Genomic DNA, 17,085 nt, shown 5'->3' with positions numbered 1-17,085 from the left:
TTGAGGTTTTCTTGAGGTTTCGCGGTATTGCCATGCGATTTCGGGATCAACCCCCGGCGCTGCTTCCCCGAAACACACATGTCACACTCGGACCATGCGCGTGTATCTCGGCTCCGACCATGCGGGCTTCGAACTCAAGAACCACCTCGTCGAGTGGCTCAAGGAGGCCGGCCACGACCCCGTGGACTGCGGCCCCCACATCTACGACGCCGTCGACGACTACCCGCCCTTCTGCCTCCGCGCAGCGGAGCGCACGGCGGCCGACCCGGACGCCCTCGGCATCGTGATCGGCGGTTCCGGCAACGGCGAGCAGATCGCGGCGAACAAGGTGAAGGGCGTGCGCGCGGCGCTGGCCTGGAGCGAGGAGACCGCGTCGCTGGGCCGCCAGCACAACAACGCCAACGTGGTCGCGGTGGGCTCCCGCATGCACACGCAGGACGAGGCGACGAAGTTCGTGGAGACCTTCCTGGCGACGCCGTTCTCGGAGGACGCCCGTCACATCCGCCGCATCGACATGCTGACGGCGTACGAGACGACGGGCGAACTCCCGGAAATCCCGGCACACCACCCGCACTCCTAGCCTGTCCGGCGCCTGAGGACGAGGGCGCCTCCTCGACAGGCCGAGACGGGCGGGTGGGTGGGCAAGAAAAACAGGAAAGGAACCCGCACCGTGCCGGAAGGGCACACGATCCACCGGCTGGCCCAGGACTACGCCGCCCGCTTCGCGGGCAGACCCGCCACGGTAAACAGCCCGCAGGGCAAGTTCAGCGCCGCGGCAGCCCTCCTCACCGGCGCCCCCCTCAACGCCGCCGACGCCCACGGCAAACACCTCTTCCTCCGCTTCCGTGAAGCCGACTGGGTCCACATCCACCTGGGCCTCTTCGGCAAGGTCAACTTCGGCGACGCCCCCGCCCCGCCTCCCACGGACACGGTCCGCCTGCGCCTCGCGAACAGCACCTCGTACGTGGACCTCCGGGGCCCCACCACCTGCGCGCTCATCACGGACACCGAGAAGCAGGCGATACACGACCGCCTGGGCCCCGACCCCCTCCGCCCGGACGCCGACCACCAGGCCGCCTACGCCCGCGTCAGCCGCAGTCGTACGACCATCGCCGCCCTGCTCATGGACCAGAAACTCATCGCGGGCGTCGGCAACGTCTACCGCGCCGAGGTCCTGTTCCGGCACGGCATCGACCCGTACCGTCCCGGCAAAGACATCACGCCCGCCGAGTGGGCCGCCCTCTGGAACGACCTGGTCGCCCTCATGCGCGACGGCGTACGCGACAACCGCATCGACACCGTCCGCCCGGAACACACCCCGGAGGCGATGGGCCGCCCGCCGCGCGTCGACGACCACGGCGGCGAGGTCTACGTCTACCGCAGGGCCAACCTGCCCTGCCACCTCTGTGGCGGCGAGATCCGCACCGCCGATCTCGCCGCCCGCAACCTCTTCTGGTGCCCCACCTGCCAGCAAGCCTGAAGGGCGACCAGGCAAGCACCCAGCCCCGGACTCGTAACCCATGGATCAGAACCCGTGGGACAACCAGGGCTCCACCACCGACCCGAACGCCAGAGAAGCCTCGGCCAACGCCCCCTGCCGAATCTCCCGCACCCGCCCGGCAGCCGCCAGCCCGGCCAACGGCACACCGCCCAGATAGGCGGCTCCCAACTCCCGTACGGACAAGGCGAGATCAGCCGCGTCCTCCGTACGCCGGCACACGGCTCCCTTGGCGTCGCCCGTCAGCCGCCAACGCCCGGAGTTCCACGGACAGAACGCGTCCTCGACATCCAGCACGACATCTACGGGCGTCTGATACGTCCGATCCTCCAACGCCGCCCCCACGTCCACCAGTCGCACGTACAGCGCGTCCCGCCTGCGCAGCCCGCACCGCCGGATGTCCGTCACCATGTGATGCCACGGCTCCTCGACCGGCCGCCCGCGCGCGACGATCTTCGACGTCAGGTCGACGTCGAACAGGAACCGCCACAACGCGCCCTGGGAAGCGGCGTCGAGCGCCTCCAAGTCCTCGACGACGACCGCGCTGTGGGAACCGGTGACATCCCAGTCGGGCTTGACCCGGAACCGGGCGAACCCCACGACGTCCCCGCCCCGTTCGGCGACCACGCACTGCAGCGGCGACGCCCCGCCCCGCTCGCTCTCCGGATCGAGCACCACGACCCGCTCCCAGCCGGGCATCCGCGCCAGCATCCCGGGCCGCTCCGGTACCCGCCGCGCGTACACCGCCTCGCAGACATCAAGCGCTTCGGCCGGTACGGCATATCGCAGCCGTACGTCATCGGCGCCGGCCGGCACCTCCAGCCGTACCCGCACGGTGTCGATCTCGACGCTCAGCGACTGGGTGGCCTGGCCGTACCCGAACCGTCCGTAGATGGCGGGCTCGGACGCCGTGAGCACGGCCAGCGACTCGCCCCAGCTCCGTACGTCGTCCAGTTGCCGCCGCATCATCGACGTCAGCACCCCGCGCCTACGGTGCGTGCCGGCCACGCCCACCATCGTGACGCCGGCAGCCTTCACGGAGGCGCCGCCCGGTACGGTTACCTGGAAAGTGAAGGCACCCGCACTGCCCACACACACGTCACCGTCCCAAGCGCCCACGAAACGGTCGTACTCGGTGAGTGATTTCCACAACTCCTGCTCCTCGGCGGACTCCGGCACTCCACCGAAGGCGCGGAGCAGGTTGCTGTACCACTGATCCCAGTCTTCGGGCCGCAGCACCCGCAAGTCGGTCGTGACGGAGGTCCTGGAGGTGGTCATGGACCATGAGTACCAGGGCAGTGCGGGACGAGCGAGGCAATTTTCCCCTCGGGGCCTCGGACCGGCCCTCGGTGGGTTTCACTGTGAAGTTGAACCTCGGACGGGGGACAAGTGGGACCTCCCGTGCCAAGCAGCTGGTCCGATGGATAGGGTCCCGAACTAATGGCAGCAGGACGAGAGCGGCGCGCGGAAGCCGAGACGTTCACGGCCCGGTTGAAGAAGCAGGCTCACCGGGTCCGCACCGGCCTGCGCAGATCCGCCGTGGACTACTTCCGGGGCGACGGTTCGGACTGGATCGCGCTCGCCGGTCTGCTCATCATGATCCCGGTCATCGCGGCCATGACCCTCGCCAACTCGGTGTGGTGCTCCCCGGCCCTGCTCGTCCTCCCGATCGTCGCCGGCGGTCTCCTCCTGCGCCCGGCCAGCCTGCTGGGGCTGTACGCGGCGGCGGCGACGGCACTGATCGTGGAGTCGGTGAAACTGGGCCCGTACACGGAGGGCCCCTCCAGGGTCACCCCCGGTGTGGTCCTCGTCGTGGCGGCCTGCGGATTCTTCGGCCTGCTGATCGCCCAGTTCCGCAGCAGAGTGGGCGTCCCCTGGCGGCGCGGCGGCACGATGCTTTTCGACCTGCGTGAACGCATCCGCGTCCAGAGCAAGTTGCCGCAGCTGCCGCAGGGCTGGCACCGGGAGATGGCGCTGCGTCCGGCGGGCGGCCAGTCGTTCTCGGGCGACTTCGTGGTGGCGGCCCGTACGAACGGGGGCCGCACGATGGAGGTCGTCCTGACGGACGTCTCCGGCAAGGGCATGGACGCGGGCTCCCGAGCCCTGCTCCTGTCCGGCGCCTTCGGCGGTCTGCTGGGCTCACTGCCGCCGCACGCCTTCCTCCCGGCGGCGAACGGCTACCTCCTGCGCCAGGACTGGGACGAGGGCTTCGCGACCTCGATCCACCTGGTCCTTGACCTGGACTCCGGCGACTACGAGATCTTCTCGGCCGGCCACCCGCCGGGCCTCCAGCTCAGCGCGGGCACCGGCCGCTGGGAGGAAAAGGCGGCGGAGGGACCGCTGTTGGGCGTGTACGACGGAGCCCAGTTCGACCCCGTGAAGGGATCGCTGCGCCCAGGAGACGTCCTGATGCTGTTCACGGACGGCCTGGTCGAAACGTCGGAACGGGACATCGTCGAGGGCATCGACCGCCTGACGGGCGAGGCCGACCGCTACGTGGCCGGCGGCTTCCACGGCGCGGCCTGGCACCTCATCGAGGCGGTCGCCAAGGACGTCAACGACGACAGGGCCCTCCTCCTGGTCTGCAGAGAGGGCCCCACGGCCCAGGCGACGATCTGATCCAGCCTGATCCAGCGCCCTATTTCAGCCTGTTGGGGGGTCCCCCCTCTGGGGGAGTTTGAGGACGAGCGCGTTCAGCGCGATACGGGGGTTCGGGGGCGGAGCCCCCGAGGATGGGACGGGTAGGGGCGGCGGGGGCGAAAAAGCCAGGCACCCACCCCGCGGCCAACGGCCCCCACACCGCCAGTACCAGTACATACCCCGCGATGAACGGCGACAGCCGAGCGTCCAGCCCCGCCCCCGCCGCCATCGTCGCCAGAATCAACGCGAACTCCCCCCGGGCCAGCAACGTGGTCGAGATGACCGCGGCCCCCCGCGTCTCGAACCCGTACACCCGTCCCGCGCCCATCCCCGCCAGCACGTTCATCACCAGCGTCACCGCCACCGCGGCCAGCACCGGCCACACCACCACGGGCAGATCCCCGGGATCGATCGACAGCCCGAACGCGAAGAAGAACATCGCCCCGAACGCGTCCCGCAACGGATGTACCAGCTTGCGTATGCGCTCCCCGGACGTCGTACTCCCCAGCATCAGCCCCACCATGAACGCCCCGATCGCGTCCGCGACCCCGAACCACTCGGACACCCCGGCGACGAACACCGCCGCGCCCAGGAACGAGATCACCAGCAACTCGTCGTCCTCGACGGCGAACAGGCGGCTCACCACCCGCGTACCGAACCGCGCCGCGAGGGCCAGCAGCAGCAGGAACGCGAACGCCTTGCCCCCGTCCAGCACAGCGGCGCCCAGCGAGTCCGCCCCGGACAGGATCGGCTGCAACGCGGCGAGATACAGCGGGAGGAAGACATCCTCGACGACGATGATCCCGAGGATCGGCTTCGCCTCGGGACTGCCCAGCCGGCCGGTGTCGACCAGGACCTTCGTGACGATGGCCGACGACGAGATGCCCAGTACCCCGGCGAGGACCAACGCCTCGGAGGTGCCCCACCCGAGGGCGAATCCGAAGCCCAGGCCGGCGCCGACGTTCAACGCGAGGTACAGGCCCCCGGCCATGGCCATCCGGCGGCCACCCGCCCTGAGGTCGTCCAGGTGGAATTCGAGGCCGAGGTAGAAGAGCAACAGGACCAGGCCGAGAGCCGAGAGCATCTCCATGTCGTGCGGGTCGGAGAGCAGCACGACGCCGGGTGTGTGCGGGCCGAGCAGGATCCCGGCCAGGATGAACAGAGGGATGGTGGGCAGTCCGATCCGGCTGCCGAGCCGGGCGAGAACCGCGGCGGCGAGAAAAGCGCCGCCCATGGCGATCAGAGTGTCCGCGTGTCCGATGAGCGCGCCTCCATAGTCAAGATAGCGTCAAGGAATCGTCAATATTTACTTTACCAAACGATTCCGAAGACCCGCCGAAGCGGACGGAGGCCGGCACCGGGCTCCAGACTGAGCAGATGAACGAGACCCACGCGCACCCCCCAACCACCCCAACCCCCCTGACCCTGGCCGAAGTAGAGGCCATGGCCCGAGCCGCACACGCGGCGCAGACGGACAAGGCGGGCCGCCCCTACGCGGAGCACCTCCAGGCCGTGGCGGAGGGCGTACGCGCGCGTGGGGGCGACGACGAGCAGATCGCGGCGGCCTGGCTGCACGACGCCGTGGAGGACGACGTGCTGCCCGAACGTGACCTGGAAGAGGCCGCGTTGACCCGCCGTACGAAGGACATCGTGCTGGCCGTCACCAAGCGCGCGGGGGAGGCTCCCGAGGTGTACGCCCGGCGCATCCTCGACACCCCGGGCGCGCTGCTGGTCAAGGAGTCGGACCTCGCGCACAACGCGGACCCGGCCCGCCTGGCGGCACTGGACGACCCGACCCGCGCTCGCCTCGCCCGGAAATACGCCAGGATGCGGACGCTTCTCGGCCTCCACGGAGGTGAATATCATCCCAAGCACCCATAAGGAACACATTTCTGTGTCCTTTGTTTATCTATGGCGACAAAACGATCCGGTGGGGCCGATGATGCGTCACCGGCCGCATACGGCGGCCCCGTTGGTGGCACGATGGATCTGGCGGGGGTGCGAGGGAAAGCATCCCTGGGCCGGTAGTGCGAACCGACCATAGGGTGTGATCAGTGTGGCCATTTCGTTGTCAGTGGTGCTGATGTTGGGAATCATCCTGGTGGTGCTGATCCGCGGAGGCACGATCAAGGCGGGTCCGGCGGTCGTCGCCATCCTCTTCGGCTTCTTCCTCGCCTCGACCGGCATGGCGGACGACATCCAACGCTTCCTGAACTCGATAGCGAACACGATCAACGAGATCCAGTTCTGACCAGGCTGCCCGGCCGGGCCGTCCGGCCACAGGCTCCGACCGCCGGGGAGAAACGCGACCGGCCCGGTTCCAGGGAACCGGGCCGGCGGCAAGAACAGAGCGGGCGACGGGAATCGAACCCGCGTAGCTAGTTTGGAAGACTAGGGCTCTACCATTGAGCTACGCCCGCACAGGTGCGCCGCAGGTCAGATGACCGCGGCACAGAAACCATCGTAGCGGTTCAAGGCCCCTGGACGCACACCGCGTTTCCAGTCCTGAAATGCGGCAACCCCACGGCCTGCGGGCATGTACCCTACGTGTCGCACCAGACGGGGTGTGGCGCAGCTTGGTAGCGCGTCCGCTTTGGGAGCGGAAGGCCGTGGGTTCAAATCCCGCCACCCCGACCATCGTGCCGGACCATCGGCAGGATCATCTTCAAGATCGCCTTTTGGGGCGTGTACCGGCTGCGGCTAGTATGCAAACTGCGCGCCCGTGTGTCTGCGTTGTTTACGTCCCTCAAGGGCCGCGAATCCGCTGAGGCTCCGCCGCGTCCGACATCAGGACAATCAGCAGAACCCGCAGCAGAACCCCAAGAAGTCAGCCCCCAAGGAGACCGAACCGTGAAGAGCGCCGTGGAGACCCTGAACCCGACCCGGGTTCGGCTCAGCATCGAGGTGCCCTTCGAGGAGCTCAAGGACAGCCTCGACGCGGCGTACAAGAAGATCAACCAGCAGGTCACGGTGAAGGGCTTCCGGAAGGGCAAGATCCCGGCGCGCATCATCGACCAGCGGTTCGGCCGCGGTGCGGTCCTGGAGGAGGCGGTCAACGACGCGCTCCCGAAGTTCTACACCGAAGCGGTCAACGAGGCCGAGCTCAACGTCCTGGGCCAGCCCGAGGTCGACATCACGGAGTTGAAGGACGGCGAGACGCTGAACTTCACCGCCGAGGTCGACGTCCGCCCGACCATCGAGATCCCGGACTACTCCGGTATCGAGGTCGAGGTCGACGCCATCGAGGTGAGCGACGAGGACATCGACAAGGCCGTCGAGGAACTGCGCGAGCGCTTCGCCTCCACCTCCCCGGTCGAGCGTGCCGCCGAGGACGGCGACGTCGTGACGCTGGACCTGGAGGCCAAGGTCGACGGCGAGGTGCTGGAGGACGGCATCGCGAACGGCCTGTCCTACACCATCGGCTCCGGCGAGCTGCTGGACGGCGTCGACGAGGCCGTGACGGGCGTGGAGGCCGGTGGCGAGGCCACCTTCACCTCCGAGCTCAAGGGCGGCTCCGCGGCCGGCAAGGAGGCCGAGGTCACCGTCAAGGTCACCCAGGTCGCCGCCCGCGAACTCCCGGCCCTGGACGACGAGTTCGCCCAGCTCGCCTCCGAGTTCGACACCCTGGAGGAGCTCCGCGCGGACAGCCGCAAGCGCCTCGAGAACATGAAGCAGTACGACCAGGCCACGCAGGCCCAGGAGCGCGTCCTGGAGAAGCTGCTGGAGCTCGTCGAGGTGCCCGTCCCCGAGAAGCTTCTCGAGGAAGAGGTCAACACCCGCAAGCACAACCTGGAGCACCACCAGCTCGGCCAGATGGGTCTCGACCTGGAGAAGTACCTCGAGATCCAGGGCAAGACGGCCGAGGAGTTCGACACCGAGACCAAGGAAGCCGCGGTCAAGGGCATCAAGACGCAGTTCGTCCTCGACGAGCTGGTCAACAAGGAGAAGCTGAACGTCAACCAGGAGGAGCTCACCGAGCACCTCATGCGGCGCGCGGCCTCCTCCGGCATGTCCCCCGACCAGTTCGCCCAGGCGGTCGTCGAGGGCGGCCAGGTCCCGATGCTGGTCGGCGAGGTCGCCCGCGGCAAGGCCCTCGCGGTCGTCGTCGAGGCCGCCACGGTCAAGGACACCAACGGCGAGATCATCGACCTCGACGACGAGGAAGAGGACGAGACCACGGAGGCCACCTCCGAGGAGACCCCGGCCGTCGAGGCCGAGGCCGAGACGGAGTCCCCCGACGCGAAGCCCGAGGCCTGACAGCCACGGCACCTCTGAATCACGTACGACGACGGGCCCCGGCCGCGCACCATGCGCCGGGGCCCGTCGTCGTATCCGGCCACATGGGCGTACCCAGGGGCGCGGGGAACTGCGCGACAAGCCCCCACGGGCCCGCACCCGACCACCTCCCCGCGGCCCTACGGAGAATGCCGGGGCCGGGGCGGGAGCCCCGCGACGTTCACCCCGACCCCGCCCCCCACACCCGGCCGACCCGCACCGGAAACCCTGCTCAACCCAGCGGAGCGCATGCGCTCACAGCGAACAGTTCCATTCCCGGGATTCCCCGGAGGGACCCGCGCGTTAGGGTCCATGAGAGCGAGGGCAGGGGAGCCCCCGATAACCGTCGGACGGCTCCACGCCCCGGCAGAACACGTGAGACGGCCCGGCGCCGTCGTAAGACGAGCAGGTGGACACGACGTGACGAATCTGATGCCTTCCGCCGCCGGCGAGCCTTCCATCGGCGGTGGCCTCGGCGACCAGGTCTACAACCGGCTGCTCAACGAGCGGATCATCTTCCTCGGCCAGCCGGTCGACGACGACATCGCGAACAAGATCACCGCGCAGCTGCTGCTCCTCGCGGCCGCTGACCCGGACAAGGACATCAACCTCTACATCAACAGCCCCGGCGGCTCGATCACGGCCGGCATGGCGATCTACGACACCATGCAGTTCATCAAGAACGACGTGATGACCATCGCCATGGGTCTCGCGGCTTCCATGGGCCAGTTCCTGCTCAGCGCGGGTACGCCCGGCAAGCGCTTCGCCCTGCCGAACGCCGAGATCCTGATCCACCAGCCCTCCGCGGGCCTCGCGGGTTCGGCCTCGGACATCAAGATCCACGCCGAGCGGCTGCTGCACACCAAGAAGCGCATGGCCGAGCTCACGGCGCAGCACACGGGCCAGACCGTCGAGCAGGTCACCCGGGACTCGGACCGCGACCGCTGGTTCGACCCCGAGGAGGCCAAGGCGTACGGCCTCATCGACGACGTCATCGCCACGGCCGCAGGCATCCCGGGCGGCGGCGGCACAGGGGTGTAAGTGCCCTCAACGCCCTCCAGCCCCCGCCTAAGCCCCTTTCAGGAGACACCGTGAACGACTTCCCCGGCAGCGGCCTCTACGACCGTACGATGGCCGCCCAGGCCGCCCAGGCGGAGTACACCGGCCCGCGTGCCGAGTCCCGCTACGTCATCCCGCGCTTCGTCGAGCGCACCTCGCAGGGCGTGCGTGAGTACGACCCGTACGCGAAGCTCTTCGAGGAGCGCGTGATCTTCCTCGGCGTGCAGATCGACGACGCCTCCGCCAACGACGTCATGGCGCAGCTGCTGTGCCTGGAGTCGATGGACCCCGACCGGGACATCTCGGTCTACATCAACAGCCCCGGCGGCTCGTTCACGGCGCTCACTGCGATTTACGACACGATGCAGTTCGTGAAGCCGGACGTCCAGACGGTCTGCATGGGCCAGGCGGCCTCCGCCGCCGCGATCCTCCTCGCGGCCGGCACGCCGGGCAAGCGCATGGCGCTGCCCAACGCGCGCGTGCTGATCCACCAGCCGTACAGCGAGACCGGTCGCGGGCAGGTCTCCGACCTGGAGATCGCGGCCAACGAGATCCTCCGGATGCGTGCCCAGCTGGAGGACATGCTGGCCAAGCACTCGACCACGCCGATCGAGAAGATCCGCGAGGACATCGAGCGCGACAAGATCCTCACGGCCGAGGACGCCCTGTCGTACGGACTGATCGACCAGATCATTTCCACCCGGAAGATGAACAACGCCAGCGTCCGCTGACGTACTGGTAGGCGTACTGGCAGACGGAGAAGCTGTATCGTCTGCCGCCCCTCGGCACGGTTCGACTCGGCGCACGTCGAAGTGAACCGTGCCAAGGGGGGCCCGAACGAGGGGCCCGGCAAGGTACCGTCGACATAAGGCAGCACCAGGAGCCGCTGTACCTAGGCGTCTCCCAGGCGAAGGGGAAGCACACCGTGGCACGCATCGGTGACGGCGGCGATCTGCTCAAGTGCTCGTTCTGTGGCAAGAGCCAGAAGCAGGTCAAGAAGCTCATCGCAGGCCCCGGTGTATACATCTGCGACGAGTGCATCGATCTCTGCAACGAGATCATCGAGGAAGAGCTCGCGGAGACGAGCGAGGTCAGGTGGGAGGAACTCCCCAAGCCTCGCGAGATCTACGAGTTCCTCGAGGGGTACGTAGTCGGTCAGGAGTCGGCCAAGAAGGCCCTGTCCGTCGCGGTGTACAACCACTACAAGCGGGTCCAGGCCGGTGAGAACGGCGGCGGTCAAAGCCGTGAGGACGCCATCGAGTTGGCGAAGTCGAACATCCTGCTGCTGGGCCCCACGGGCTCCGGCAAGACCCTCCTCGCGCAGACCCTGGCGCGCATGCTGAACGTCCCGTTCGCCATCGCCGACGCGACGGCGCTGACGGAGGCCGGGTATGTCGGCGAGGACGTCGAGAACATCCTGTTGAAGCTGATCCAGGCGGCGGACTACGACGTCAAGAAGGCCGAAACCGGAATCATCTACATCGACGAGATCGACAAGGTCGCGCGGAAGAGTGAAAACCCGTCGATCACGCGTGACGTGTCCGGCGAGGGCGTCCAGCAGGCACTGCTGAAGATCCTCGAAGGCACGACGGCCTCCGTCCCGCCGCAGGGCGGACGCAAGCACCCGCACCAGGAGTTCATCCAGATCGACACGACGAACGTGCTGTTCATCGTGGGCGGTGCCTTCGCGGGCTTGGAGAAGCTCGTCGAGTCCCGCGCGGGTGCCAAGGGCATCGGCTTCGGCGCCACGATCCGCTCCAAGAAGGAGCTGGAGGCGAAGGACCGCTTCGAGGACGTCATGCCCGAGGACCTGGTGAAGTTCGGCATGATCCCCGAGTTCATCGGCCGCCTCCCCGTCATCACGTCGGTGCACAACCTCGACCGTGAGGCCCTCCTCCAGATCCTGGTGGAGCCGCGTAACGCCCTCGTCAAGCAGTACCAGCGCCTCTTCGAACTCGACGGTGTGGAGCTGGACTTCGAGCGCGAGGCCCTGGAGGCAATCGCCGACCAGGCGATCCTGCGCCAGACCGGTGCGCGTGGCCTGCGCGCCATCATGGAGGAGGTCCTCCAGGCGGTGATGTACGAGGTCCCGTCCCGCAAGGACGTGGCCCGCGTCGTCATCACGGTGGACGTCGTCCTGAAGAACGTGAACCCGACCCTGATCCCGAGGGACGCGCGCGGACGCGGCCCGGGAGAGCAGAAGACGGCGTAGCCGTCGGCGCGTTCGTACTGCGGAGGGGCCCCGGTCAACAGACCGGGGCCCCTCCGCAGTTGAGGTTCATCAGTTGAGGTTGGACGTCGAGGCGTGTCAGGCCTTGACGCGCACATCGGCGCGCAGCTTGGCCGCGAGCGCGGACGCGTCCTCCAGCGAACCGCCCGCACCCGTGGCCAGGGCGGCCAGGTCGTACGAGACGACATAGGTGAGGGTGCTGTGGTCACCCCAGACGCAGACCGGCGTCCGCGTCGTCTTCCCGGAGCGGGTGCTCTCGATGTGCTGGCACTTCATGACGCCGTTTTCGAAGCCCGAGGGCGTGAACTCCTCAAGGCTGCCGACGAGCTTGCCGGCGGTGGAGGCGCTCTGGTCGGACATTGCCTTCATCTTGGCGAACATGGCGTCGACGACCTTCTCCGGCTCGTCGATCGTGCCGTACACGCCGGAGAACATGATGTTCTTGGTGGTGAACCCCGACCCCGCGACGTAACTCGCGCTGACGTTCTTGGGGTTCCGCACACCCCACGCCTCGGTCTCCTTGATCTCGTCCTGGGCCATCTTCTCGGCCCCGCTGCCGCTCTTCTTGTACGCCCCGTCGATCACGGTCGCCGGCGTCGCCAGCTTGTGCGCGCCGTCGTCGGCGATGTCGGAGCCGCTGCCCGAGCCCCCGCTCAGCGCGAAGTACGCACCCACGGCGATCGCGGCCACGACGGCGACCGCCCCGATGACGATCCCCGTCTTCTTCCCGCCCCCGCTCGGCGACGCAGGCGGCTGCGGAACCCCGTACGGGGCCTGCTGCGGATAGCCGTAGCCGGGCTGCGGGGGAGGGGCCTGCTGGGGGTAGCCGTAACCGGGCTGGGGAGCCGTCGGAGGGGCCTGGGGCGGCTGACCGTACGGACCGGGCTGGCCGTACGGCGCCGGTTGCCCGTAGGGACCCGGCTGACCGTACGGACCGGGCTGCTGCGGTGGTCCGCCGTACGGGCCCGGCTGGTTGTGGCTCATCTCTGGGTTCCCCTCCAGATACTTATGTGTTCCTGACATCCTCGCGCAGGCCAGGAGCCCGAGTTGCCCCCGGTGTCCCCCCGTTACGAAGGAAACGCGTTTCGGGACACGGTGGTGACGCCTCTAAACTGACCGGGTGACCGAGAACGCTCAGCAGCAGCCAACAGCGCCCATCACCGAACTGCCGACCCAGTACGCGCCGGCCGAGGTAGAGGGGAAGCTGTACGAGCGCTGGGTGGAACGGGGATACTTCACCGCCGACGCGAAGAGCGAGAAGCCGCCCTACACCATCGTCATCCCGCCGCCGAACGTCACGGGCTCCCTCCACCTGGGCCACGCCTTCCAGCACACGCTCATGGACGCCCTCACCCGCCGCAAGCGCATGCAGGGCTACGAGTCGCTCTGGCTCCCCGGCATGGACCACGCCGGTATCGCGACCCAGAACAAGGTCGAGCAGCAGCTTGCCGAAGAGGGCAAGTCGCGGCACGACCTGGGGCGCGAGGAGTTCGTCGAGCGGGTCTGGCAGTGGAAGGAGGAATACGGCGGCAAGATCCTCGGCCAGATGCGACGCCTCGGCGATGGCGTCGACTGGAGCCGCGAGCGCTTCACCATGGACGAGGGGCTGTCCAAGGCCGTCCAGACGATCTTCAAGAAGCTCTTCGACGACGAGCTGATCTACCGTGCCGAGCGCATCATCAACTGGTGTCCGCGCTGTCTGACGGCCATCTCGGACATCGAGGTGGACTACCAGGACGACGACGGTGAGCTCGTCTCCATCAAGTACGGCGAGGGCGAGGACACACTCGTCGTCGCGACGACCAGAGCCGAGACCATGCTCGGTGACACGGCAGTCGCGGTCCACCCCGACGACGAGCGCTACCAGCACCTCGTCGGCAAGCGGATCAAGCTGCCGCTGACCAACCGGACCATCCTGGTCGTCGCGGACACCCACGTCGACCCGGAGTTCGGCACCGGCGCCGTCAAGGTGACCCCGGCCCACGACCCGAACGACTTCGCCATCGGCCAGCGCCACGGCCTGGAGTCGCTGACCGTCATGGACGAGCGCGGCGTCATCACCGTGCACGGCCCGTTCCAGGGACTGGACCGCTTCGAGGCCCGCTCCACGATCGTCAACGCGCTGCGCGAGCAGGGCCGGATCGTCGCCGAGAAGCGCCCGTACGTCCACTCCGTGGGCCACTGCTCACGCTGCAAGACGACCGTCGAGCCCCGGCTGTCCCTCCAGTGGTGGGTCAAGGTCGAGACCCTCGCCAAGGCCGCCGGTGACGCGGTCCGCGACGGCCGCGTCACGATCCACCCGCAGGACATGTCGAAGCGCTACTTCGACTGGGTCGACAACCTCAACGACTGGTGCATCTCACGCCAGTTGTGGTGGGGCCACCGCATCCCCGTCTGGTACGGCCCGGACGGCGAGGTCATCTGCGTCGGACCCGACGACGAGACGCCGACCGGCGAGGGCTGGACGCAGGACGAGGACGTCCTCGACACCTGGTTCTCCTCCGGCCTGTGGCCGTTCTCCACGCTCGGCTGGCCCGAACAGACCCCGGACCTGGAGAAGTTCTACAAGACCGACGTCCTGCTCACCGGCCACGACATCATCTTCTTCTGGGTCGCCCGGATGATGATGTTCGGCCTGTACGCGATGGACGGCGAAGCCCCGTTCCACACCATCGCGTTGACCGGCCTCGTCCGCGACGAGTTCGGCAAGAAGATGTCGAAGTCCAACCCCAACGCGGTGGACCCCCTCGACTGGATGGACCGGTACGGCTCGGACGCCGTCCGCTTCACCCTGGCCAAGGGCGCCAACCCGGGCGCGGACGTGCCGATCGGCGAGGACTGGGTCCAGGCGTCCCGGAACTTCACCAACAAGATCTGGAACGCCACGCGCTTCGCCCTGATGAACGGCGCCACCGTCGAGGGCGAACTCCCGCCTGTGGAGCGGCTGTCGGCGACGGACCGCTGGATCCTGTCCCGGCTGAACAAGACCGTGGCCGAGATCGACGCGTTCTACGACGACTACCAGTTCGCCAAGCTCAGTGAGTCCCTGTACCACTTCGCGTGGGACGAGGTCTTCGACTGGTACGTCGAGCTGTCGAAGACCACGTTCTTCGCGGGCGGCGAGCAGGCCAAGGTCTCCGGCCGGGTCCTCGGCGAGGTCCTCGACGTGATGCTGCGGGTCCTGCACCCGATCGTCCCGTTCGTCACCGAGACGCTGTGGACGACGCTGACCGGCGGCGAGACCCTTGTCACCGCCGACTGGCCCAAGGACAGTGGCTTCCGCGACGAGGCCGCCGAGCAGGAGATCGCGCTGGTCCAGCGGGTCGTCACCGAGGTCCGCCGGTTCCGCAAGGACCAGGGCCTGAAGGACGGCCAGAAGGTCCCGGCGCGCCTCACCCTCGACGGGACCGTCCTGGCCGCGCACGAGGCGGCCATCCGCCAGCTGCTGCGTCTCCAGCCGGAGGAGGACGGTTTCAGCGCCACCGCGACCCTCCCGGTCGCCGGCGCCACGGTCGCCCTCGACCTCTCCGGCACGATCGACGTCCCGGCGGAGCGTGCGCGACTCTCCAAGGACCTCGCCGCCGCCGAGAAGGAGAAGGCCCAGGCGACGGCCAAGCTCGGCAACGAGGCGTTCCTCGCGAAGGCCCCGGACAACGTGGTCGACAAGATCCGCGCCCGCCTCACCAAGGCGGACGAGGACATCACCCGCATCCAGACCCAGCTGGACGGCTTGCCGCAGGCGTAGCTGACGGTGGTTCCCCGCGCCCCATAGGGGCGCGGGGCTGTATCGATATGCGGCTCCGCCGCGTGGGCGCGACCAGCCCCCACGCACCCGCACCCGCCGACGAAACCCCCACCGCCCACCGCCGTAGGCACCCGCTCCGTAGACTGACCCCCGTGAGCGACACCGACCCCTTCGACGAGATCATCGACGCCGAGACCGACCGCGACCCCGACCTCGCGGTCATCGAGGCCGGCAGCCGCACCCTGCGCACCCAGGGCGGAGCCGCACCCGCGGACGTGCCTGGCCGCCCCCAGGACCCCGAGGTCGACAAGGCCCTGCGCACCGTCGAGGCGGACCTCGCCACCCGCTGGGGCGAGACCAAGCTGGAGCCGTCCGTCAGCCGTATCGCCGCGCTGATGGACGTGCTGGGCGAGCCGCAGCGCGCGTACCCCTCGATCCACATCACCGGAACCAACGGCAAGACCTCCACCGCCCGCATGATCGAGGCCCTCCTCGGCGCCTTCGACCTGCGCACCGGCCGGTACACCTCCCCGCACGTCCAGTCGGTCACCGAGCGGATCAGCCTCGACGGTGCGCCGATCGCCGCCGAGCGGTTCGTCGAGACGTACGACGACATCAAGGCGTACGTCGAGATGGTCGACGCCCAGCAGGAGTTCCGGCTCTCCTTCTTCGAGGTCCTGACCGGCATGGCGTACGCAGCCTTCGCCGACGCCCCGGTCGACGTGGCCGTCGTCGAGGTCGGGATGGGCGGCAGCTGGGACGCCACCAACGTCATCGACGGTGACGTGGCCGTCGTGACGCCCATCGACCTCGACCACACCGACCGGCTCGGCGAGACGCCCGGTGAGATCGCCGTCGAGAAGGGCGGGATCATCAAGCAGGACGCGACCGTCATCCTCGCCCAGCAGCCGGTCGACGCGGCCCAGGTGCTGCTGAAGAAGGCCGTCGAGGTGGACGCCACCGTGGCGAGGGAGGGGCTGGAGTTCGGGGTTGTGAGCAGGCAGGTCGCCGTCGGCGGGCAGATGCTGACACTGCGCGGGCTCGGCGGGGAGTACGAGGAGATCTTCCTGCCCCTGCACGGCGGCTACCAGGCCCACAACGCGGCCGTCGCCCTCGCCGCCGTCGAGGCGTTCTTCGGCGTCGGCACCCAGCGGCCCGAGCCTCTCGACGTCGACACCGTACGCAAGGCGTTCGCCGCGGTGACGTCCCCGGGGCGGCTGGAGATCGTACGGCGCTCACCCACCGTCGTACTCGACGCCGCGCACAACCCGGCGGGCGCACGGGCCACGGCCGAGGCCGTGGGCGAGGCCTTCGACTTCAGCCGGCTCATCGGGGTGGTCGGGGCGAGCGGCGACAAGAACGTACGCGGGGTCCTTGAGGCCTTCGAGCCGATCTTCGCCGAGGTCGTGATCACCCAGAACTCCAGTCACCGCGCGATGGGAGCCGACGAGCTGGCCGCCGTCGCCGTCGAGATCTTCGGCGACGACCGGGTCCAGGTCGAGCCGCGGCTCGACGACGCCCTGGAGGCCGCCATCACCCTCGCCGAGGAGGACGGGGAGTTCTCCGGCGGCGGAGTGCTCGTCACCGGCTCCGTCATCACCGTCGGCGAGGCCCGACTGCTCCTGGGAAGGGGCTGAC

General features: G+C 68.5%; 14 protein-coding genes and 2 tRNA genes. 12 read left to right on the top strand and 4 right to left on the bottom strand.

Annotated elements, in window-relative coordinates:
* Nucleotides 1-94 precede the first annotated feature (94 nt).
* Both QA861_RS39505 and QA861_RS39500 read left to right on the top strand, forming a co-directional pair.
* Nucleotides 95-580, top strand: coding sequence for a ribose-5-phosphate isomerase (locus tag QA861_RS39505; RefSeq protein ID WP_334593657.1), 486 nt, complete (start codon nt 95-97; stop codon nt 578-580).
* Between the two features lie 90 nt (nt 581-670).
* Nucleotides 671-1,480, top strand: coding sequence for an Fpg/Nei family DNA glycosylase (locus QA861_RS39500; protein WP_334593656.1), 810 nt, complete (start codon nt 671-673; stop codon nt 1,478-1,480).
* Between the two features lie 45 nt (nt 1,481-1,525).
* Here the strand turns inward: QA861_RS39500 and QA861_RS39495 are convergent, their stop codons facing one another.
* The gene (locus QA861_RS39495) at nt 1,526-2,776 is read right to left on the bottom strand and encodes a GNAT family N-acetyltransferase (RefSeq protein WP_334593654.1); all 1,251 of its coding nucleotides are present in this window, start codon (nt 2,774-2,776) and stop codon (nt 1,526-1,528) included.
* 162 nt (nt 2,777-2,938) lie between these two features.
* Here QA861_RS39495 and QA861_RS39490 point away from each other — a divergent pair, with 162 nt between their 5' ends.
* Nucleotides 2,939-4,117: a SpoIIE family protein phosphatase gene (locus QA861_RS39490; protein ID WP_334593652.1), complete on the top strand. Its 1,179-nt coding sequence runs from the start codon at nt 2,939-2,941 to the stop codon at nt 4,115-4,117.
* A 19-nt stretch (nt 4,118-4,136) separates the two neighbouring features.
* Here QA861_RS39490 and QA861_RS39485 read toward each other — a convergent pair whose 3' ends face one another.
* The gene (locus tag QA861_RS39485) at nt 4,137-5,372 is read right to left on the bottom strand and encodes a cation:proton antiporter (protein ID WP_334593651.1); all 1,236 of its coding nucleotides are present in this window, start codon (nt 5,370-5,372) and stop codon (nt 4,137-4,139) included.
* 143 nt (nt 5,373-5,515) lie between these two features.
* Here QA861_RS39485 and QA861_RS39480 point away from each other — a divergent pair, with 143 nt between their 5' ends.
* On the top strand, nt 5,516-6,019 hold the full coding sequence (locus QA861_RS39480; RefSeq protein WP_334593649.1) for an HD domain-containing protein: 504 nt from the start codon (nt 5,516-5,518) through the stop codon (nt 6,017-6,019).
* Nucleotides 6,020-6,194: 175 nt separating this feature from the next.
* Complete coding sequence (locus QA861_RS39475; protein ID WP_334593647.1) at nt 6,195-6,389, top strand: hypothetical protein; 195 nt, start codon at nt 6,195-6,197, stop codon at nt 6,387-6,389.
* Nucleotides 6,390-6,487: 98 nt separating this feature from the next.
* On the opposite strand, the gene QA861_RS39470 is transcribed toward QA861_RS39475, so the two are convergent.
* Nucleotides 6,488-6,558, bottom strand: a tRNA-Gly gene (locus QA861_RS39470).
* A gap of 140 nt (nt 6,559-6,698) precedes the next feature.
* Here QA861_RS39470 and QA861_RS39465 point away from each other — a divergent pair.
* From QA861_RS39465 to clpX, 5 genes are all read left to right on the top strand, one after another.
* Nucleotides 6,699-6,775 (top strand) — tRNA-Pro (locus QA861_RS39465).
* 213 nt (nt 6,776-6,988) lie between these two features.
* Nucleotides 6,989-8,395 (top strand): trigger factor, encoded by a 1,407-nt coding sequence (tig, locus tag QA861_RS39460; RefSeq protein WP_334593645.1) that lies wholly within the window; start codon nt 6,989-6,991, stop codon nt 8,393-8,395.
* A 450-nt stretch (nt 8,396-8,845) separates the two neighbouring features.
* Complete coding sequence (locus QA861_RS39455) at nt 8,846-9,454, top strand: ATP-dependent Clp protease proteolytic subunit (protein WP_044474085.1); 609 nt, start codon at nt 8,846-8,848, stop codon at nt 9,452-9,454.
* A 50-nt stretch (nt 9,455-9,504) separates the two neighbouring features.
* On the top strand, nt 9,505-10,203 hold the full coding sequence (locus QA861_RS39450) for an ATP-dependent Clp protease proteolytic subunit (RefSeq protein ID WP_334593644.1): 699 nt from the start codon (nt 9,505-9,507) through the stop codon (nt 10,201-10,203).
* A 194-nt stretch (nt 10,204-10,397) separates the two neighbouring features.
* On the top strand, nt 10,398-11,684 hold the full coding sequence (clpX, locus tag QA861_RS39445) for an ATP-dependent Clp protease ATP-binding subunit ClpX (protein WP_059072860.1): 1,287 nt from the start codon (nt 10,398-10,400) through the stop codon (nt 11,682-11,684).
* 96 nt (nt 11,685-11,780) lie between these two features.
* Here clpX and QA861_RS39440 read toward each other — a convergent pair whose 3' ends face one another.
* On the bottom strand, nt 11,781-12,686 hold the full coding sequence (locus QA861_RS39440; RefSeq protein WP_334593643.1) for a hypothetical protein: 906 nt from the start codon (nt 12,684-12,686) through the stop codon (nt 11,781-11,783).
* 136 nt (nt 12,687-12,822) lie between these two features.
* Here QA861_RS39440 and QA861_RS39435 point away from each other — a divergent pair, with 136 nt between their 5' ends.
* Nucleotides 12,823-15,447, top strand: coding sequence for a valine--tRNA ligase (locus QA861_RS39435; protein ID WP_334593641.1), 2,625 nt, complete (start codon nt 12,823-12,825; stop codon nt 15,445-15,447).
* A gap of 152 nt (nt 15,448-15,599) precedes the next feature.
* Nucleotides 15,600-17,084 (top strand): bifunctional tetrahydrofolate synthase/dihydrofolate synthase, encoded by a 1,485-nt coding sequence (folC, locus tag QA861_RS39430; RefSeq protein ID WP_334593639.1) that lies wholly within the window; start codon nt 15,600-15,602, stop codon nt 17,082-17,084.
* Nucleotide 17,085: the final 1 nt, after the last annotated feature.

Origin of the sequence: Streptomyces sp. B21-083 (assembly GCF_036898825.1) — a bacterium.
Taxonomy (GTDB): domain Bacteria; phylum Actinomycetota; class Actinomycetes; order Streptomycetales; family Streptomycetaceae; genus Streptomyces.
This window is presented reverse-complemented; position numbering and strand designations above follow the sequence as displayed.